The 18662-nt window shown below is 70.1% G+C and carries 20 protein-coding genes; 8 read left to right on the forward strand and 12 right to left on the reverse strand.

All coding sequences use genetic code 11. The features are described 5' to 3' along the window. Positions 1 to 8: 8 nt before the first annotated feature. The 3 genes from MKK67_RS19070 to MKK67_RS19080 form a co-directional block, all read right to left on the reverse strand. The gene (locus MKK67_RS19070) at positions 9 to 3347 is read right to left on the reverse strand and encodes a helicase-related protein (RefSeq protein WP_409568420.1); all 3339 of its coding nucleotides are present in this window, start codon (positions 3345 to 3347) and stop codon (positions 9 to 11) included. A gap of 141 nt (positions 3348 to 3488) precedes the next feature. After that, entirely contained in the window at positions 3489 to 3812 is a 324-nt protein-coding gene (locus tag MKK67_RS19075) for a hypothetical protein (RefSeq protein WP_243968124.1), read from the reverse strand. Between the two features lie 32 nt (positions 3813 to 3844). Beyond that, a complete protein-coding gene (locus MKK67_RS19080) occupies positions 3845 to 4531 on the reverse strand; it encodes a TetR/AcrR family transcriptional regulator (protein WP_243968126.1) in 687 nt (228 codons plus the stop codon). Positions 4532 to 4546: 15 nt separating this feature from the next. Here MKK67_RS19080 and MKK67_RS19085 point away from each other — a divergent pair, with 15 nt between their 5' ends. Continuing rightward, positions 4547 to 4903 (forward strand): darcynin family protein, encoded by a 357-nt coding sequence (locus tag MKK67_RS19085; protein ID WP_243968128.1) that lies wholly within the window; start codon positions 4547 to 4549, stop codon positions 4901 to 4903. Positions 4904 to 4913: 10 nt separating this feature from the next. Here the strand turns inward: MKK67_RS19085 and MKK67_RS19090 are convergent, their stop codons facing one another. Both MKK67_RS19090 and MKK67_RS19095 read right to left on the reverse strand, forming a co-directional pair. Next, positions 4914 to 5204, reverse strand: coding sequence for a DUF1330 domain-containing protein (locus MKK67_RS19090; protein WP_243968137.1), 291 nt, complete (start codon positions 5202 to 5204; stop codon positions 4914 to 4916). Between the two features lie 78 nt (positions 5205 to 5282). Beyond that, complete coding sequence (locus MKK67_RS19095; protein ID WP_243968140.1) at positions 5283 to 6188, reverse strand: DUF3108 domain-containing protein; 906 nt, start codon at positions 6186 to 6188, stop codon at positions 5283 to 5285. A 343-nt stretch (positions 6189 to 6531) separates the two neighbouring features. Between MKK67_RS19095 and rpmB the strand changes: the two genes are divergently transcribed. Next, a complete protein-coding gene (rpmB, locus tag MKK67_RS19100; RefSeq protein ID WP_058190906.1) occupies positions 6532 to 6834 on the forward strand; it encodes a 50S ribosomal protein L28 in 303 nt (100 codons plus the stop codon). Between the two features lie 95 nt (positions 6835 to 6929). Here the strand turns inward: rpmB and MKK67_RS19105 are convergent, their stop codons facing one another. Continuing rightward, positions 6930 to 7385, reverse strand: coding sequence for a MarR family winged helix-turn-helix transcriptional regulator (locus MKK67_RS19105; RefSeq protein ID WP_243968154.1), 456 nt, complete (start codon positions 7383 to 7385; stop codon positions 6930 to 6932). Positions 7386 to 7464: 79 nt separating this feature from the next. On the opposite strand from MKK67_RS19105, the gene MKK67_RS19110 reads away from it, so the two are divergent. Further along, positions 7465 to 7947 (forward strand): carboxymuconolactone decarboxylase family protein, encoded by a 483-nt coding sequence (locus MKK67_RS19110; RefSeq protein WP_243968164.1) that lies wholly within the window; start codon positions 7465 to 7467, stop codon positions 7945 to 7947. A gap of 27 nt (positions 7948 to 7974) precedes the next feature. Here MKK67_RS19110 and cobT read toward each other — a convergent pair whose 3' ends face one another. From cobT to MKK67_RS19130, 4 genes are all read right to left on the reverse strand, one after another. Continuing rightward, entirely contained in the window at positions 7975 to 9882 is a 1908-nt protein-coding gene (gene cobT / locus MKK67_RS19115; protein WP_243968173.1) for a cobaltochelatase subunit CobT, read from the reverse strand. Between the two features lie 6 nt (positions 9883 to 9888). Next, positions 9889 to 10383: a DUF29 domain-containing protein gene (locus tag MKK67_RS19120; protein WP_243968175.1), complete on the reverse strand. Its 495-nt coding sequence runs from the start codon at positions 10381 to 10383 to the stop codon at positions 9889 to 9891. 17 nt (positions 10384 to 10400) lie between these two features. Further along, positions 10401 to 11384 carry a cobaltochelatase subunit CobS gene (gene cobS / locus MKK67_RS19125; protein ID WP_243968188.1) on the reverse strand — a complete coding sequence of 328 codons (984 nt, stop codon included), beginning with the start codon at positions 11382 to 11384 and terminating at the stop codon, positions 10401 to 10403. Between the two features lie 209 nt (positions 11385 to 11593). Next, positions 11594 to 12220, reverse strand: coding sequence for a J domain-containing protein (locus MKK67_RS19130; protein ID WP_243968210.1), 627 nt, complete (start codon positions 12218 to 12220; stop codon positions 11594 to 11596). 109 nt (positions 12221 to 12329) lie between these two features. On the opposite strand from MKK67_RS19130, the gene MKK67_RS19135 reads away from it, so the two are divergent. Then, complete coding sequence (locus tag MKK67_RS19135; RefSeq protein ID WP_243968213.1) at positions 12330 to 12626, forward strand: BolA family protein; 297 nt, start codon at positions 12330 to 12332, stop codon at positions 12624 to 12626. A 170-nt stretch (positions 12627 to 12796) separates the two neighbouring features. Continuing rightward, a complete protein-coding gene (arfB, locus tag MKK67_RS19140; RefSeq protein ID WP_243968220.1) occupies positions 12797 to 13228 on the forward strand; it encodes an alternative ribosome rescue aminoacyl-tRNA hydrolase ArfB in 432 nt (143 codons plus the stop codon). A gap of 102 nt (positions 13229 to 13330) precedes the next feature. On the opposite strand, the gene MKK67_RS19145 is transcribed toward arfB, so the two are convergent. Further along, positions 13331 to 14125: a YoaK family protein gene (locus MKK67_RS19145; RefSeq protein WP_243968222.1), complete on the reverse strand. Its 795-nt coding sequence runs from the start codon at positions 14123 to 14125 to the stop codon at positions 13331 to 13333. A 67-nt stretch (positions 14126 to 14192) separates the two neighbouring features. After that, positions 14193 to 15140, reverse strand: coding sequence for a class I SAM-dependent DNA methyltransferase (locus MKK67_RS19150; protein WP_243968224.1), 948 nt, complete (start codon positions 15138 to 15140; stop codon positions 14193 to 14195). 69 nt (positions 15141 to 15209) lie between these two features. On the opposite strand from MKK67_RS19150, the gene MKK67_RS19155 reads away from it, so the two are divergent. Genes MKK67_RS19155 through MKK67_RS19165 form a run of 3 tightly spaced genes read left to right on the forward strand, consistent with a single transcriptional unit; the run spans position 15210 to position 18606 of the window. Further along, entirely contained in the window at positions 15210 to 16265 is a 1056-nt protein-coding gene (locus MKK67_RS19155) for a ligase-associated DNA damage response exonuclease (protein WP_243968226.1), read from the forward strand. Beyond that, the gene (locus MKK67_RS19160) at positions 16262 to 18142 is read left to right on the forward strand and encodes a cisplatin damage response ATP-dependent DNA ligase (RefSeq protein ID WP_243968233.1); all 1881 of its coding nucleotides are present in this window, start codon (positions 16262 to 16264) and stop codon (positions 18140 to 18142) included. Before MKK67_RS19155 ends, MKK67_RS19160 begins: the two co-directional genes overlap by 4 nt. Beyond that, a complete protein-coding gene (locus MKK67_RS19165) occupies positions 18139 to 18606 on the forward strand; it encodes a secondary thiamine-phosphate synthase enzyme YjbQ (protein WP_243968248.1) in 468 nt (155 codons plus the stop codon). The genes MKK67_RS19160 and MKK67_RS19165 overlap by 4 nt, the downstream gene beginning before the upstream one ends. The last annotated feature ends 56 nt before the right edge of the window (positions 18607 to 18662 follow it).

Genomic DNA, 18662 nt, shown 5'->3' on the forward strand with positions numbered 1-18662 from the left:
CGCGGGCGTCAGCGCTTCCCGCCGTCGCCGGCTTCGAGCTGCGCCTTGAGCGCGGCCAGCTTGGCGAAGGGCGAGTCGGGATCCGGCGCCCGCTCGCGCCGGGGCGGGCGCTGGTCGGGCCGCGGCGGCGCATGGCGCTGCTCGGCATTGCGCTGATCGTCCCGGCGCTCGGGACGCCCGCCCTCGAAGCGCTCGCGGCGGGGGCCGCGATCGCGCCCGGTGCGGGGCCCGCCCTCATTGCCGGGGCGCTCGCCCCCTTCGGCCCGCCGCTGATCGGGACGCGCCCCCTCCGGGCCACCGGGACCCTGGTGCTGACCCTGCTGGGCGCCGTCGCGCCCGCGACCCGCCCCGCGCGGGCGGTTCTGCGGTCGGGGATGGGCCGGACGCTGATGGCGCTGCAGGCGCCAGACCTCGATCAGGATCTGCTCAGCCGGGGCCTCGCTCTCCTCACCCGTGGATTCAGCCTCGGCCGATTCGGAGCCGGACGTGGTCTCGGCTGCTTCCGTCTCGGTGGCCGTCTCGGTGGACTGGTCCGTCTCCGACGCGTGTGTCTCGGCGGCCTGGGCGGCTTCGGCCGGAGCCTCTTCCCGCTCGGGCTGCGGAGCGGGGACCGCCTCCGGCTCGGCCTCGTCCTCGGACACGGCTTCGGCGGGCTCGGCTACCGTCGAGGCATCGGGAGCAGATTCGGTTTCGGGGCTTGCCTCGGCGGCAAGGGCGGGCTCCGCGTTCTCCGGGGCCGATGCCTCGTCGCTGGAACCCTCCGCATCAGCAGCCTGCGCGGCGGCGTCCGTCTCGTCGCCAGCGGATTCGCCGGTCGAGTCCTGACCGGTGGCGTCGGTTTCGCTCGCCGGGGCGGATTCCGATGCAGGGGTGACCACGACCGGCGCCGTCGCGGCGGCCGGCAGCAGCGGCACCGTGATCGCCGGGCCGGGCCGAGCCTCCAGGGAGTAGCCCAGCGATTTCAGGATCGAGGCGAAATCCTCGCCCGAGCAGCCGACCAGCGAGGTCATGCCGACGGTCGCCACGAAGCCGTCGCCGTCGGCGGTGCCCTCCGGCGGGGCGCCCGGCGTGGTGCCGGGGCGATAGGCGATCGCCGGGCGAATCAGGTCGGCCAGCCGCTCCAAGATGTCGACCCGCACCGCCCGCTCGCCGCTGACGCGGAAGCCGGCCGCCCGGTAGAGGCCCTTGGCGATCTCGCGATCGACCTTGATCGAGGTCCGGCCGGAGCCGGCGAGATGCGCGATCTCGTCGAGGCCGCGCTGGTCGAGGCCGCCGTTGCGCAGGGCCCAGAGCTGGGCGGCCAGGGTCCGCGGCGCCGGCTTCAGCAGGGCCGGCAGGAAGATGTGGTAGGCACCGAAGCGCACGCCGTGCCGGCGGAGCGCGCCGCGCCCCTCCTGGTCGAGGCTGCGCATCTCCTGGGCGACCTTCGAGCGCTCCAGCACGCCGAGCGCCTCGACCACCTGGTAGCCGATGCCCTTGGCCAGCCCGACGAGGTCGGCCGCGGTCTCGAGCTCCATCAGCGGGCCGAGCAGGCGCACGATCATGGCCTTCAGCCAGGCATCGAGGCGGGCCTCGACCTTCTCGCGATGCGCGCCGGTCAGGCTGTCGTCGGCGAGCAGGCGAATCTGCGGCGCGAACAGCTTCTCGCCGGGGGTCAGCTTCGCCACCGGGGCACCGGTCCAGCGAATCGTTCCGTCATGCGCGAGCACGAGGGTAGAATCGGCGGTCGCCGCGAAGCGGTCGGCCCGGGCCTCGATCTCCCCGGCGAGCGCCTTCTCGGCGGCGCTCCTCAGAGTCTTGGCCTCGTGCCCCTCGGCGCTGGCATCGGGGACGAATAGGAATCCATGCAGGTGACCGACATGCTGACCCTCGACGGTGACGTCACCGTCGGCGGAAATTTGGGCTTCGAGCATCGTGTTCTCTCTCAGGCGCCGCATCAGGACGCTTGTGCGCCGGTCGACGAAGCGGCTCGCGAGGCGTTCGTGCAGGGCGTCTGACAGCCTGTCCTCTACCCGACGTGTCTCGCCCTGCCAATGTTCAGGGTCGCGGAGCCAGTCGGGGCGGTTCGCCACGAAGGTCCAGGTGCGTCCCTGGGCGATCCGACGGGACAGCGTATCGATGTCGCCGTCGGTGCGGTCGATCATCGCCACGTGCTCGGCGAACCACGTGTCGGGGATGCGTCCGGCCATGCCCTTCATGAGGAAACGGTAGAGCTGCGCCACCAGGTCGGCATGCACCTGCGGATGGACCTTGCGGTAATCCGGCACGCCGCAGACATCCCAGAGCCGCCGCACCGTCGCCTGGCTCTGCGCCATGTCGCGGATGTCGTCCTCGCGCATCAGGATCTCGAGGGCCTGCTGGTCCTCGCCCATCGGCGCCCGGGTGAGGCCGGATTCGCGCGGGTGCTCATCCAGGCTCGCTTGCAGCGCCTCCAGGGTGCCGAAGCTGAGATCCGGGTTGCGCCATTGCAGGATGCGCAGCGGGTCGAAATCGTGATTCTCCAGCCGCTCGACCATCTCGGGCTCGAAGGGCGGGCAGCGCCCCGTGGAGCCGAAGGTCCCGTCCGCGAGGTGGCGGCCGGCTCGGCCCGCGATCTGGCCCATCTCGGCGGGGGTCAGCTTGCGGAAGCGGGTGCCGTCGTATTTCCAGTTCGCCGCGAAGGCGACGTGGTCGACGTCGAGGTTGAGCCCCATCCCGACCGCGTCGGTAGCGACGAGGTAATCCACGTCGCCCGCCTGGTACATCTCCACCTGGGCGTTGCGCGTGCGCGGCGAGAGCGCGCCCAGAACCACCGCGGCGCCGCCGCGCTGGCGCCGGATCAGCTCGGCGATGGCGTAGACTTCTTCCGCCGAGAACGCGACGATCGCGGTGCGCCGGGGCAGGCGCGACAGCCGCTTCTCGCCGGCGAAACTCAGCTGCGACAGCCGTGGCCGGGTCGTGGTGTGGACGTTCGGGATCAAGCCCTGGACCAGCGGCAGCATGGTCGAGGAGCCGATCAGCAGCGTCTCCTCCCGGCCGCGCAGGTAGAGCAGGCGATCGGTGAAGACGTGGCCGCGATCCATGTCGGCGGCGAGCTGGATCTCGTCGATGGCGACGTAGGCCACGTCGAGATCGCGGGGCATCGCCTCGATCGTGCAGATCCAGTAGCGCGGCCGGTCCGGCTTGATTTTCTCCTCGCCGGTCACGAGGGCGACCTTCTCCGGGCCGACCTTGGCGACGACGCGCAGATAGACCTCCCGGGCGAGCAGCCGCAGGGGCAGCCCGATCATGCCGGTCGGGTGCGCGAGCATCCGCTCGATGGCGAGATGCGTCTTGCCGGTGTTGGTCGGCCCGAGGACCGCCGTCACGCCGCGGGCGCGGACGTCGCGCGGCAGGGACCGGCGGGGGAGGGGGCGAAGCGGCGCGTCGATGGTCGGCGGTTCCTTCGGACGGGAAGGCCGGCGCGGCGCCGTCTGGCGCGGGCAGGGAGGTTCGGATGGCCGGTCGCGTCAGGGACGATAGGGCCGCCTCGGTCCTCCCCCATATGGGATATCACCCGGGCTGCTGCCAACCTGCGGCATAATCATCGGATAGACGTCGATCTGCGTCGCGGGGGATCCGGGCTGGGGCGCGAGGTCGGCGCAGAGGGTGTCGGGCACCGTCTCCAGCGGGCCGTGACGCGGCGGCCGATGCTCGATCACCTGGGCCGACGAGAAGGCGTCGCCGCCGCAGCCGGGATCGGCCGATCCCGCGTTGAGGGGCTGGGCCGCGGCCGGTCCGGCGAGGGCGAGGGCCGCGAAGGCGAGAGCGATTCGGAGGCGGTGCGGGCACATGCACGGATCATCGCCCGGAAAAGGAAAGATTTTCAGAGCGCCGCGGGCGGCAGCCCGAGATAGCCGAACACCGCGCGCAGGACCCGGTGTTCCAGCGCATCGCCGGCCCGCTCGCCGCGCTCTCCGGCGGCATCGACCATGCCCCGCACGAGCGCGAACAGGTCGCCCGCCGCAATCTCGACCTCGACCGGCGGCCCGGGTTCGAGGCGGCCCAGCAGGGCCAGGAGCGCGCCCGCGATCGCCCGGTGGACCCCGTCCAGGCTGTCGGCGAGCTGAAGCCGATTCTCCTCGCGGTCGAGCAGCAGGGCGAGGCGCGGCCGGGACAGCTGGTGTGCGACCGCCGCCTGCACGATCCGGCGCAGGCCGAGCTCCGGCGTTTCCGCCTCGGAGGCGGCCTGGACCGCTGCGATCAGCAGGCCGGTCTCCCGTGCCACCAAGGCCGCGGTCAGCGCCTCCTTGCCGGGAAAGTACTGGTAGACCGAACCGACCGAGACGCCGGCCCGCTCGGCCACGGCGTTGGTCGTGTAGCCGGTGAGCCCTTGCTCCTCCAGAACGCGAGCCGCGCCCTCGAGGATCGTCCGCACCGTCTCGGCCGACCGGAATTGTTCGGGGTTTTTCCGGGGCTTGAGCGCAGGCCCGCGCGCCATCCGGGCGGTCATGAACGCGAGTTCGGCACCCGGCCGCCCGGGGGCATCATCGCGGCGTTCCAACAGACCCACGGAGCGGTCCAATCCATGTCCGACCAGACCTTCAATCCCAAGCTCACCGTCTTCATGCTGGTGAAGACCTCGCCCGAATGGCTCGCCCTGTCGATCGACGACCGCTTCGCCCAGCTGCGCGCGGTATTCGAGCCGATCCTGCGCCGCCATGCCGAGTCGGTGAAGCTGCGCTTTTATGATGCCGAATTCTACACGGCTCGCGTGACCGACCTGTGGGTCTGGGAGGCGAGCGATCACCACGCCTACGAATGCGTGGTCGAGGCCCTGCGCGAGACCGCGTTCTGGGACCGGTGGTTCACGATCGTCGAGATCATCCCGGCCGTCGAGAACGCCTACGCGACCAATTACGGCCGGGCGCCCCTGGCGGCGTAGACGCGTCGCCTCAATCGGCGCCTTCGACCAGCACGACCTCGCCGATCCCGGCGGGCAGGCGCTTCGCCTTGGCCGCCTGGTATTCGGGCGAAACATAATAGGCCCGCGCCGCGTCGTAGGAGGCGAATTCCAACACGACGTTGCGCGGCCGGGCCTCGCCTTCCAGCGCCTCGCAGCGCCCGCCGCGGACCAGGGGCTTGGCGCCGTGGAGCCGCATCGCCGCGGAGGCCATCTCGGCATAGGCTGCGTAGGTCTCCGGATCGGTGACCGTCATCCGGACGATGATGTAGCCCTTCGCCATGGTCCTGCCGCCTCCCTGTCGCGGCGCACGCGATGCCCCGAAAGAGGCCGCCGGTCAAAGGCGAATCGCGGCCGGGCGCTACTGCCCGGGCAGGCTCGCCTGGGCGACGCTGGCGCCGGCCGTCCCGGTGGCGGCGCCCTGGGTCCAGCGGGTTGCCTCGATGATGTTGGTGCCGATGGTGGTGAGCACCGAGATGCGCAACGGAATCAGCGCCCGCGTCCCCTCGACGGGGGCGAGCCAGACCGACATCTCGCGGTTGTCCTCCATGAACTTCACCCCGGGCCGGTCCGGCCGGTGGCCGGCCACCGCCTGGTAGCGGGCGGTGCAGACCAGGACCGGGCCGGCATAGCCGGGCTTCTGCACCGCGCGGGTCTCGGCATAGCTCAGCACGACGTTGAACCGGGTCGCACCGTCGAAGACCGGCAGGGTCCGGTTGCAATTGTCCGGATCCAGCGGCTCGCCCCGGCCCTGGGCCGGCATCAGCAGCGCGCTGACAGGATCCATGATGCCGTGCTTGTGGGCGGCCGTGACCGGCACCCGGTCCTGCATGTCGACCAGCGGCGGCGTGATCTCGGCCTGCACGACGTTGCCGTGCGCCAGCGCCATGCGCACGGCGATTCCCGAACTTGCCGTATGGGTCGCGATCGAGAACGCGCCCGGCTGCGGAGCGGCCGAAAAAGTCCCGGAGGCCCGGGCCGAACCCTTGCCGCCGGTGATCGCCCCGACGAGGCCGGTCAGCACCGCCGAGACGTCCATGAGGTAGCGGTCGCGCTCGAAGCTGCCGGCGAGTCGCGCAGTGCCGATCGGCAGGCCGGCGAGGTTGATGCCGTAATCGACCGTCACCGTGGTGGGTGCCGCGGCAGCGGTCCGCTTCGCGCGCCGGGCGGCATCGGCCGGGGCGCCGAGCGCCGCGAGCGCGAGCACGGTCCCGAGAAGGCGCGTCGTCAGCGGCTTGATCGTCCGACGGACAGGCGTGGCGCTCATGATCCGGATCGCATCCCAAAAAACGCGGGCGAAGATTATCGTTTGCGAGACGATCTCGCGAGACGGGCTCTCGGTGCAGGCGCGGCGCTGGCCTGCGTCGAGCCGATGACGGTTATATCCTGGCATCGTGGTTAACAGACCGTTGGGCGCCCGGCCGGCCCGAACGGGACAGGTTCGACCGTGCGGAGCTTGACGCATCGGGGCCGGGTCGCCTATAGGCTCGCGCCTTCAACAGGACTCCGCTGGACCTGGAATACGTATCGGGCGCCGCCCGCTGCGACGATGATCGCGCCGCTTGCGATCGGGTCTTCTCGGGCGGAACGAGACGGGAATTTTAGTCATCATGGCGCGCCGCTGCGAACTCACCGGCAAGGCCGTTCAGGTCGGCCACCTCGTGAGCCACTCGAACCACAAGACAAAGTGCCGGTTCCTGCCGAACCTGTGCAACGTCACGCTCCAGTCGGATGCGCTCGGCAAGCGGGTCCGCCTGCGCGTCACCGCGCACGCCCTGCGCTCGGTGGAGCACCGCGGCGGCCTGGACGCCTTCCTGATCAAGGCCGGCGAAGGCGACCTGTCGCAGACCGCCCGCCTGCTGAAGCGCGAGATCCACAAGAAGCTCGCCGAGACCCCGGCCGTCGCGGCCTGATCTCGGGCGCTTCCGCGCCTTTCATCGATCGGACGATGCAAACCGCCGCGGCAGGGCATGCCGCGGCGGTTTGCGCTTGCCTGCGTCGCGCGCTCTTACTTGGTTTCCGGTTGCGCGATTCGCGTCAGCCATCGGCGAATCGCCGCCTGCGTCTCGGGCGCGAGATCGGCCAGCATCTCCGCTTCCAGCGCATAGACGCGTTTCTTCGCGGCCTTGATCATCGCCTCGCCCGCGTCCGTCAGCGCGATGGTCTGAATTCGGCCGTGAACCCGATGCGGTGTCCGCACGATGAGGCCGGCCTTCAGCAGGTTCGCGACGATGACGCTCATGGTCTGCGGCGTCACGAGGGCGAGGCGCGCGAGATCCGCGCTGCTGTGGCCGGGATAGGCGGCCAGCATCGTCAGGACGGAGAATTGCGGCAGGGTCAGGCCGAGGTTGCCCAGCCGCTGCTCGACGTGCTGGCGATGCGCATGGGCCGCCTGCCGCAGCAGATAGCCCAGATGCCCGTCGACGCCGCGCTTGCCTTCTCCCGCATCCGGCAGATCACCCATGGCATCGGCCCTTGCCGGTTGTCAGCGTTCTGATATGTTGTTCGTGCTCTGATAATAGCGCGAATGACGAAGGGGCACCATGTCCGAGGCGGAACTGCGTGAGGACGCGGGATTTTCGTACGACACGTTCCAGCGTTCGGTCCCGGCGGCCCAGGCCGCGCTCCTCGCCCTCGGCAAGGCCGTGGACGAGGCCGGCCTGGACAAGCGCCTGAGCGAGATCGTGAAGATCCGCGTCTCCCAGATCAACGGCTGCGCGTTCTGCGTCGGCTTTCACCTCGACACGGCGCGCCGCCTCGGCATCGCCGACCCGATTCTCGACGGGATCGCCGTCTGGCGCGACCACTCGGGCTTCTCAGCCCGCGAACGCGCCGCCCTGGCCTGGGCCGAGCAGCTTACGCGTATGGCCGACGGCGCAGCGCCCTCGCAGTCCACCGAGCCGCCCCGCGCGCTGTTCAGCCAAGACGAGACGCTGCTGCTGACCGTCGCGATCGCCACCATCAACGCTTGGAACCGCATCGCCGGCGGCCTGCATTTCCCGCCGCTCGCCTGGCAGGCGGCCTGAAGGCCGCGCCGGGCTCCCGGAAAACCGTCAGCGCCGTCCGCCGGCCGCGCGCAGGGCTCGGCCCGTGGGCGCGGATGCATTGTTCTCCTCGAACAGCTCGGCGAGCTTCTCCGTCATGGCGCCGCCCAGCTCCTCGGCGTCGATGATCGTCACGGCCCGGCGATAGTAGCGGGTCACGTCGTGGCCGATGCCGATGGCCAGGAGTTCCACCGGCGAGCGGGTCTCGATCTCCTCGATCATCCAGCGCAGGTGCCGCTCCAGGTAGTTGCCGGCATTGACCGACAGGGTCGAGTCGTCGACCGGCGCGCCGTCGGAGATCACCATCAGGATCTTGCGCTGCTCGGGGCGACCGAGCAGGCGCTTGTGCGCCCAGTCCAGGGCCTCGCCGTCGATGTTCTCCTTCAGAAGACCCTCGCGCATCATCAGCCCGAGATTCTTCCTGGCCCGGCGCCATGGCGCGTCCGCCGACTTGTAGACGATGTGGCGCAGGTCGTTCAGGCGGCCCGGATTCGGCGGCTTACCGGCGGCGAGCCAGGCCTCGCGGCTCTGGCCGCCCTTCCACGCGCGGGTGGTAAAGCCCAAGATCTCGACCTTCACGCCGCAGCGCTCCAGCGTCCGCGCCAGGATGTCGGCGCAGGTCGCCGCCACGGTGATGGGCCGGCCGCGCATCGAGCCCGAATTGTCGAGGAGCAGCGTGACCACGGTGTCGCGGAAATTGGTGTCCTTCTCCTGCTTGAAGGAGAGCGGCTGGTAGGGGTCGATGACCACGCGGACGAGCCGGGCCGGATCGAGCTGGCCCTCCTCCAGGTCGAAGTCCCAGGCGCGGTTCTGCTGGGCCAGGAGCCGGCGCTGGAGCCGGTTGGCGAGGCGCCCGACGACGCCCTGCAGGTGCGACAGCTGCTTGTCGAGGTAGCTGCGCAGACGCGACAGCTCGTCGGCGTCGCACAGCTCCTCGGCGTGGATGATCTCGTCGAACCGGGGATTGAACACCCGGTATTCGGGCCCGCGCGCCTCGTTGCCCTGGCGCTGGGGCGGCTTCGACGCCTCGGAGGCCTCCTCGGATTCCCCATCCTCGGACTCGTCGGGCAATTCCCCGGACGGCGCGTCGGCGGATTCCTGCGCGCCCTCCTCGATCTCGTCGGAGGCCTCCTCCGAGGTCTCGATCTCGGCGCGCTCGCCTTGGCTCTTTTCCTCGGAGTCGCCTTCGCTGGGGTTCTGCTCGTCGTCCTGAGCGTCGTTCTCGTCGTCGTTCTCGTCATCCTCGGCGTCGAACGGGGTCTCGTCCGACATATCGAGGGAGGTGAGGAGATCGCGCACCGAGCGGGCGAACTTGCGCTGGTCCTCGATCGAACCGATCAGGCCGTCGAGGTTCGGGCCGGCCTTGGCCTCGATATGCTCGCGCCACAACGCGACGATCTTGGAAGCCGCCTCGGGGGGCTGTTGCCCGGTCAGGCGTTCGCGCACCATCAGGGCGACGGCGTCCTCCATCGGGGCGTCGGCCCGGTCGGTGATGGTCTCGTACTTTCCGCCGCGATGGTAGCGGTCCTCCAGCATCGCCGTGAGGTTGCTGGCGACGCCGGTCATCCGCCGCGAGCCGATCGCCTCGACCCGGGCCTGCTCCACCGCATCGTAGACCGCGCGGGCGGCGGCGTTCTCGGGGGCGAGGCGGCGATGCACCGCGATGTCATGGCAGCCGAGCCGCAGCGCCATGGCGTCGGCATTGCCGCGCAGCACCGCGACATCCTGTGCCGACAGCTTGCGCGGCGGCTCGGGCAGCCGGGCCTTGTCGCCGGTGAGCGCGGGCCGGTCGGTGGCATAGGTCACCTCCACCTCGGACCGGCGGGCGATGGCGCGCAGGCACCCCGCCACCGAGCGCTTCAGGGGCTCGGCCACGGATTCGCGACGCTCGCCGGGCTTGCGGTTGGAGATGGACATGCGGAGCTACCGGTCGGCCTCGAATTCGAAGGGGCGAGTCAGGATGTCGTCCCAGGTGTAGGGACACTCCGCGGGCAGTGTTTTGGGCGAACGCTTCATCTCGCGAGCGGCCCGCAGCTGACCGAGCCGATAGCCTTCAACAACAGCCTCAACGATGCGCGACTTGAGGCCCGGATTCCTGCGCAACTGCCTGTCGATCCGCACCCGCTGCTCGGCGATTGTCAGCGACCAACTTCGGCTGCGCCGTTCGAGCTGGTGGTCCCATTTGAGCACGTGCGCCAACAGCACCTCGATTGCGCTCTCAAGCTTGTCGTACTGTTCCGAGCCCACGTCGCTCAGCTCCTCGGCGATGTTGTCGAGGTCGAGCGCGTCTACTCGGCCGGCACGAAGCAATGCGACCTGCTCTTGAACCCAAGTGTAGACATCGTCCGCATAGCGCGTCCGCCCTTCGGCGCGCGGAGCCGCCGAAGCGTCCTCGCGTGTCGGGGCCGGATGCGCCATCGCGTCCTCCATAAGGTTCAGCTCAAGGCGACGTTTAACGCACTCTCGGGCAGCTCCTTGCCGAAGGCGCGCTGGTAGAACTCGGCCACCAGGGTCCGCTCGAGCTCGTCGCACTTGTTCAGGAACGTAACCCGGAAGGCGAAGCCGACATCCTTGAAGATGTCGGCGTTCTCCGCCCAGGTGATCACCGTGCGCGGGCTCATGACTGTGGAAAGGTCGCCGTTCATGAACGCGTTGCGGGTCAGGTCCGCCACGCGCACCATCCGGTTGACGATGTCGCGGCCCTGGTCGTTGCGATAATGGAGCGCCTTCGAGAGCACGATGTCGACCTCGCGGTCGTGCGGCAGGTAGTTCAGGGTCGTCACGATCGACCAGCGGTCCATCTGACCCTGGTTGATTTGCTGGGTGCCGTGATAGAGGCCCGACGTGTCCCCGAGGCCGACCGTGTTGGCCGTGGCGAACAGCCGGAAGGCCGGGTGCGGGCGGATCACGCGCTTCTGGTCGAGGAGCGTCAGGCGGCCCGACAGCTCCAGCACGCGCTGGATCACGAACATCACGTCCGGGCGGCCGGCATCGTACTCGTCGAACACCAGGGCGACGTTGTTCTGCAGCGCCCAGGGCAGGATGCCGTCCTGGAAGGCGGTGATCTGCTTGCCGTCCTTCAGGACGATCGCGTCCTTGCCGACGAGGTCGATGCGCGAGACGTGGCTGTCGAGGTTGATGCGGATGCAGGGCCAGTTCAGCCGGGCGGCGACCTGCTCGATATGGGTCGACTTGCCGGTGCCGTGATAGCCGGTGACCATCACGCGGCGGTTGCGCGCGAAGCCCGCCAGGATCGCCAGCGTCGTCTCCCGATCGAAGATGTAGTCCGGATCGAGATCGGGAACGTGCTCCTCCGGCTCGGCATAGGCCGGAACCTTGAGGTCGAGATCGATGCCGAAGACATCGCGGACGGAAACGGTGCGGTCGGGCAGCGCGGCGGGCGTGTCGTCAGAGAGCATTCGGGACCTCGTGAGGCGCGGAAACTCCAGCCCGAAGGAATGAAGCATCCGCACGGAAGAACGTCGAGCCGGGCATCCGCCGCGGGGCGGACTCGATCTTTAAACGGCTGCGCGGTGCGGCGCCACCGATCGGCACCAGCTCCATATAGGGTCGCGCCGCGCGGTTTGCCCTATCGTACGACCGGAATAGCCTGCATCGTTCGTGCCGCTCAGCAGAGCCCGGCGGCGCGCAGCACGTCGTGGGCGCGGATGATGTCGCGCAGCCGTTCCTCGAACGAGCGGTCGCCGCCGTTGGCGTCGGGATGGAAGCGTTTCACCAGCGCCTTGTACTGCGCCTTGATGGCGGGGCCCTCCGCCCCCTCTTCGAGGCCCATCACGTCGAGGGCTCGGCGCACCGTGGCGGTGCGGCGGGGTTTTTCCGGCTCCGGCTGGCGGGCGCGGCGGCGCCCGTCGCCGACGCCGGCACCCCGCAGGATGCCGAGCGGATCGACATAGGCCCAGTCCCGGGTCGGCTCCTCGGCCGGCTTGCCCTGGCCGGCGGGGTTCACCCCCATGGCCCAGGTCGGGCGGTGCCCGATGATCGCGTCCTTCTGAAAGGCCTGGACGGCGGCATCGTTCATGCCGTCGAAGTAGTTGTAGCTCGCGTTGTAGGCGCGGACGTGGTCGATGCAGAACCGCCAGTACTGGCCTTCCGCCTTCCGCCCCTTCGGCGCACGGTGCAGGCCCGGCTGCGTGCAGCCCTGAGCCTCGCACGTGCCGTCGGCTGCGGGCTTCGGCTCGTCGCAGGACGGTTTTCTGATCCGGATGCTGTCGAACAGGCGCGAGTTGAGATCCATGACGGGCCGATTATGAGGGGGCAAACCGGAGACACAAGGGCACCGGGCCTGATGACGCATGCGCGGGATCGGGCTTGACGGATGCCGGTGAATTAGAGGTGAGGGCGCGATGGCTGACGAGACCGGTGAAGACGACACCCTGCGGGGCTGGATGGAGACGAAACTGCGCGCGGAACTTGCGCCGGCACACCTCGACGTGATCGACGAATCGCATCTGCATGCCGGCCATTCCGGGGCCCGGCCGGGGGGCGAGACCCATTATCGGCTCGACATCGTCGCCGCAGCGTTCGAGGGCAAGAGCCGCGTGGAGCGGCACCGCTTGGTCAATGCCCTGCTGGACGATGCCTTCAAGCGCGGCCTGCATGCCCTGGCTTTGCGCGCCCGGACTCCGGCCGAGGCCGCCTGAACCCGGGCCGCGCCGGTTCGGCGCGGCCGACCGGGATGAGAGGACATGGCGATCGTGGTTCCGGCGCGCATCCCAAAGATCACCGTTTGCCTGCACATGTCGGTACCAGGCCGTCGCCCGGGCGGCTGCCCTCTGCCGGCCCCGCACCGGGGCGTGGACCGGAGGCCGTCATGTCCCTGCGGGTGAACGCGCGGATCGCCATCGCAGACGACGAGATCGAGCTGTCGTTCATGCGCGCCTCCGGGGCGGGCGGACAGAATGTCAATAAGGTCGAGACCGCGGTCCAGCTGCGCTGGTCGGTCCTGGCCTCGCCCTCGGTCGATGAGCGGGTCAAGGCGAACCTGTACAAGCTCGCCGGCCGGCGCCTGACCAAGGACGGCGTCCTGGTCCTGTCCGGGCAGCGGCACAGGACCCAGGAACGCAATCGCGCCGACGTGCTGCAACGGCTGGTCGATCTCGTGACCGAGGCGGCCAAGCCGCCGCCGCCGATCCGCCGCGCGACCAAGCCGACCAAGGGCTCGAAGGAGCGGCGGATCGGCGCCAAGAAGAGCCGCGCCGTGGTCAAGCAGGGGCGCGGCAGCTACCGAGATTCCGAGGGCTGAGCCGACCCGCTACCGTCGAGTGTGACATGCGGGCCGGCTCCAAATCCTCGATGGGGCGTGCACGCCCACGTCGAACCGGCGTTCATGGGAGCGATCGGCGAATCAGTGGATCGCGTCGATCACCTCCGCTTTCGGGCTCGCGTCGGGGGCGGGCGACGAGCCGGCGACCAGGGTGCTGCCGGGTTTGGCGATGGTGAGCGCGATCGCGATCAGCGCCAGGACGGCCGCGAGGCCGGCGGGGAACAGGAAGGCGGATTCGCCGTAGCGGATGTCGAGCAGACCCCCCAGCACCGCGCCGGTGCTGAGGCCGGCCCAGAGTGGCGCCTGGATCCAGAACGAGGGCGCCACCGTGCCGAGCAACAGGTTGGCGCAGCCGGTCCCGAACCGCACCACTGCGCCGGTGACGTAGGTCAGCGCCAGAGAGCGGCCGGCCTCGTCCTGCAGGGTCGCGTTCTGGAGCCCCAGGGCCAGGACGATCGGGTAGGCGTGCAGCGGGTAGGCGAAGGTGCCCCAGGGCATCAGCAGGCCGCCCGCCAGCAGCAGCGCCTGGAGCGTCAGCAGGACAGCGAGACGCCAGCGCCCGACCCAGGCGGCGATCAGGGTCCCCAGGAAGGCGCCGAAGCAGAACAGGCTGATGGTGCTGGCGACCCGGGTGACGTTCTCCCAATCGCCGTTCGACACCGCCACGCCGAAGCGCGTGGTGTTGCCCGACATGAACGACATGAACAGCTGCGAGAATTCCAGGAAGCCGATGGAATCGGCGCAGCCCGCGAGCGTCGCCAGCGCGATGGCGAAGAAGATCCGCGTTCGAGGATCCGCCGGAAACGAGCGGTCCGCTGGCAGGTCGGGCTTGCGCTCCTGTGCGCCGCCATCGTTCCCGCCGCCGAAATCCGCCATGCCCATCCCCGATTTTACCGCCGCGCTTGATGCGGCCGACTGACAATGGACGAAGAGCCGGGCGGTTTCATGCCGCAGTGCGGCGCAACACAACGACGCGGCCCGGCACCGGCCGGCCGCCTTCCCGCCGGACATCGGCCGGATGCAGGGTCAGGATGTCCAGGGCCGCCCGGGAGGCCGAAGCGGCGATGTGGGAGTCGGCATGGGCGTAGCGCCCGTCGGAACCTAGAACGGCGCCGTCGCCGTCATGGGATTGCACCGTGAAGGCCGCGAGGCCGCACGGCTTCAGGACCTGGGCGATCCCCTCCAGCACGGGCGCGAGGTCCCCCACGTAGATCAGCACGTCCGCGGCGAGGCACAGATCGGCGGAAGCCCGTTGTTCGTCCGCCAGGAACGCCGCCAGATCGCCCTCGGCCAAGCGGTCGTAGAGCGGAACGCCGTGATGCGTCTTGGTCCGGGCCAGCGCCAGCATCCCGGGAGAGAGATCGACCCCGGTGAGGTGCCCGACCCGGTCGCGGATCGCCGCACCCATCAGGCCGGTGCCGCAGCCGAGATCGAGCGCCGCATCGAACCGCGCTGGTTCTGCGGGCAGGGCGTCCAGGACGAGCTGCGGGCCGACATAGCCCAGCCCGTCGACGAGGTGGCGCTCGAAGCGCGGGGCGTAGCCGTCGAACAGGGCCCGGACATAGGCCGGCGACAGGGCCGGCAGGCCGCCGCCTTCCCCTAGGCGAACGAGGTGCGCCCGTACGCCGAGGGTGTCGTCGGGGTCGATGTCGAGGGCGCAGGCATAGGCCCGGGTCGCGGCCGCCCGCAGCGCCGGATCGTCCCCGCGGACGGCCAGCCCCTCCCGGGCGCGGCCCAGCAGCAGCCAGGCCGGGGCGTAGCGGGGGGCGATCTCCAGCGCCTGCTCGGCGAGATCCGCGGCCCCGGAGAAGTCGTGGTCGGCGAGGCACGCCTCCGCGTAGCGATAGCGGCGGTCGGCGAGGAGGTCGCCGGAACTGTGGTGCGTGGCCATGCGTCTGCCGGGTCGGGGGCGCCTATATACTAGGCCCACCGGCGGACTCCACCGGCAGCAACGGGCCCGATGCCGACACGCGCGAGCGACCTCCTCACCCTGACCCGCGAGGGCCTCTACTGCCCGCTCGGCGGCTTCCACGTCGATCCGACCTGGCCGGTGGAGCGGGCCCTGATCACTCACGGCCATGCCGACCACGCCCGGGCCGGCCACGGCCATGTGCTGGCGACCCCCGAGACCCTGCGGATCATGGCGGTGCGCTACGGCGAGGATTTCTGTCGCCAGCGCCAGGAGGCCCGGCTCGGCGAGGCTCTGCGCGTCGGCGACGTCACGGTGCGCTACGCGCCCGCCGGCCACGTGCTCGGCTCGGCGCAGATCGCCATCGAGCGGGACGGCGTCCGCGTCGTGGTCTCGGGCGACTACAAGCGCGCGCCGGACCCGACCTGCCTGCCCTTCGAGGTGGTGCCCTGCGACGTGTTCATCACCGAGGCGACCTTCGGCCTGCCGGTCTTCACCCATCCAGACACACGCGACGAGGTCCGCAAGCTCATGGCCTCGGTGGCCCTGTTCCCGGAGCGCGCCCACATCGTCGGCGCCTACGCGCTGGGCAAGACGCAGCGGGTGATGGCGCTGCTGCGCGAGGAGGGCTGGGATCGCCCGATCCACCTGCACGGAGCGATGGAGAAGCTGACCGAGCTGTACAAGCGCGAGGGCATTCCCCTGGGCGATACCCCGAAGGTCGTGGCCGCCGACCGCAAGGACCTGCACGGCGCCATCGTGATCTGCCCGCCGAGCGCGATGCAGGACCTGTGGTCGCGAAAATTCCCCGATCCGGTGACCTGCTTCGCCTCAGGCTGGATGCGGGTGCGCGCCCGTGCCCGCCAGAAGGGCGTCGAGCTACCGCTGGTGATCTCCGACCATTCCGACTGGCCGGACCTGTGCCGCACGATCCGCGATACCGGCGCCGAAGAGGTCTGGGTGACGCACGGCCAGGAGGACGCCCTGGTGCATTGGTGCGGCACGCAAGGCATCAAGGCGAAACCGCTCCACCTGCTGGGCTACGGCGACGACGGCGAGGCGGAGCCGGCCCAGGTCGACGCCGCCGAGCCGGAGGTGGCGGCGTGAACGACTTCGCCCATCTCCTCGACCGCCTCGCCTACGAGCCGCGCCGCAACGCCAAGCTGCGCCTGCTCCAGGACTTTTTCGCGCGCACGCCGGATCCGGAGCGCGGCTACGCGCTGGGCGCCATGACCGGCACGCTGAATTTTCGCGAGGCCAAGCCGGCCCTGATCCGCGGTCTCGTGGAGGAACGCATCGACCCGGTGCTGTTCCGGCTGTCGCACAACTATGTCGGCGATCTCGCCGAGACCACGGCGCTGATCTGGCCGGTGCCGCGGGATCTCCCTCCCCCCTCTGCGGGGGAGGGTGGCCCCCGAAGGGGGTCGGGAGAGGGGCAGCGCGACGATTCAGAATATGAGGCCGGTCGCGACTCGTCCGGCACCGTCGCTCCCCTCTCCCGACCCGGCCTTACGGCCGGCCCACCCTCCCCCGCAGGGGGGGGAGGGAACGCGCACGCTGGCCTCGGCCACAACAACCCGCCCCCGCACGTCCCGACCCTCGCCGAGGTCGTGGAGACCCTGGCGACGATCCCGAAGCGGGAGCTGCCCCGACATCTGGCCGAATGGCTCGACGCCCTCGACGAGACCGGGCGCTGGGCGCTCTTGAAGCTCGTCACCGGCAACCTGCGCGTCGGCGTCTCGGCGCGGCTGGCCAAGACCGCGGTCGGCGCGCTCGGCGGCCATGAGGCGGATGCGGTCGAGGAGGTCTGGCACGGGCTGACGCCGCCGTTCGAGACCCTGTTCGCCTGGGTCGAGGGCCGGGCCGAGCGGCCTGAGACCCTGAACCCGGCGCCGTTCCGGCCGCCGATGCTGTCGCATCCGATCGAGGAGGAGGCCGATCTCGAGAAGTTCGAGGCGGAGGCCTTTTCTGCGGAGTGGAAATGGGACGGCATCCGCGTCCAGCTCGTCGGCGGGCGCGACCGGGCTGGCGCCCAGGTCACCAAGGTCTATTCCCGCACCGGCGAGGACATCACCGGGGCGTTCCCGGATCTCGCCGAGGCGATCACCTTCACGGGGACTCTGGACGGCGAGCTGCTGATCCTGCGCGAGCGCCGGGTCCAGAGCTTCAACGTGCTGCAGCAGCGCCTGAACCGGAAGGCCGTGACGGGAAAACTCCTGGAGGAATTCCCCGCCCATGTCCGGGCCTACGACCTCCTGACACTCGACGGCGACGACCTCCGGGCGGAGCCGTTCGCGGACCGCCGGGAGAAGCTGGAAGCCCTGGTCACCCGCCTCGACCATGCCCGGATCGATATCTCCCCCGTGGTCCCATTCGCGGATTGGGAGGCGCTCGCCGCCGCCCGGGCCGATCCGGCCTCCGTGGGCGCCGGCGAGGATGCCGACGCGATCGAGGGCGTGATGCTCAAGCGCCGCAACAGTCCCTACCTACCGGGTCGCCCGAAAGGCCCCTGGTGGAAGTGGAAGCGCGAGCCCCATATCGTCGACGCGGTGATGATGTACGCCCAGCGTGGCCACGGGAAGCGCTCGTCGTTCTACTCGGACTACACGTTCGGGGTCTGGCGGGAGGCGCCCGAGGGCGGCGACGAGCTGGTGCCGGTGGGCAAGGCCTATCACGGCTTCACCGATGCCGAGCTCGCCAAGCTCGACCGCTACGTCCGCAACAACACCACCAAGCGGTTCGGGCCGGTGCGCGAGGTCACCCACGGGCACGAGGCCGGCCTGGTGCTGGAAATCGCTTTCGAGGGCGTGCAGCGCTCGACCCGGCACAAGTCCGGCGTGGCGATGCGCTTCCCCCGGGTCAGCCGCATCCGCTGGGACAAGCCCCCCGCGGAGGCCGACCGGATCGACGTGCTGGAGCGGATCCTGGCCCGCGGCGAGCGCGAGATCGCGCCGGGGGCTACGCTGACGGAGACGGATGCATGAGGCAGAGCAGGATCGGTCCGGTGGAACCGCTGGCTTCCGGCGCGGTGGAGCGCCACGCGAGCGGCCGCCTGACCATCGCGACCCAGGGGCCGGGCTTCACGGATTTCACCGGGGCGGTGGCAGAGTTCGTGTGCGGCAGCGGCATCCGGGACGGGCTCGTCACGGTGTTCTGCCGGCACACCTCGGCCTCGCTGACCATCCAGGAGAATGCCGACCCGGACGTGCAGACCGACCTGCTGACCGCGCTCGACGGCTTCGCCCCGCGCGGCGCCCATTATGTCCACGGTGCCGAGGGACCGGACGACATGCCGGCCCATATCCGCACGCTGGTCACCGATTCCGCCCTGAGCATCCCCCTGGTCGAGGGGAGGCTGGCCCTGGGCACGTGGCAGGGGATCTATCTGATCGAGCACCGCGACCGGCCGCACCGGCGTGAGATCGTTGTGAGCGTTATCGGGGCCTGAGCCCAGAGATCCATGTTCGGTCCAATCCTGGCAGCGGTCGAGCAGCAACATTCGCT

This window comes from Methylobacterium sp. J-072 (assembly GCF_022829425.1).
Lineage (GTDB): Bacteria > Pseudomonadota > Alphaproteobacteria > Rhizobiales > Beijerinckiaceae > Methylobacterium.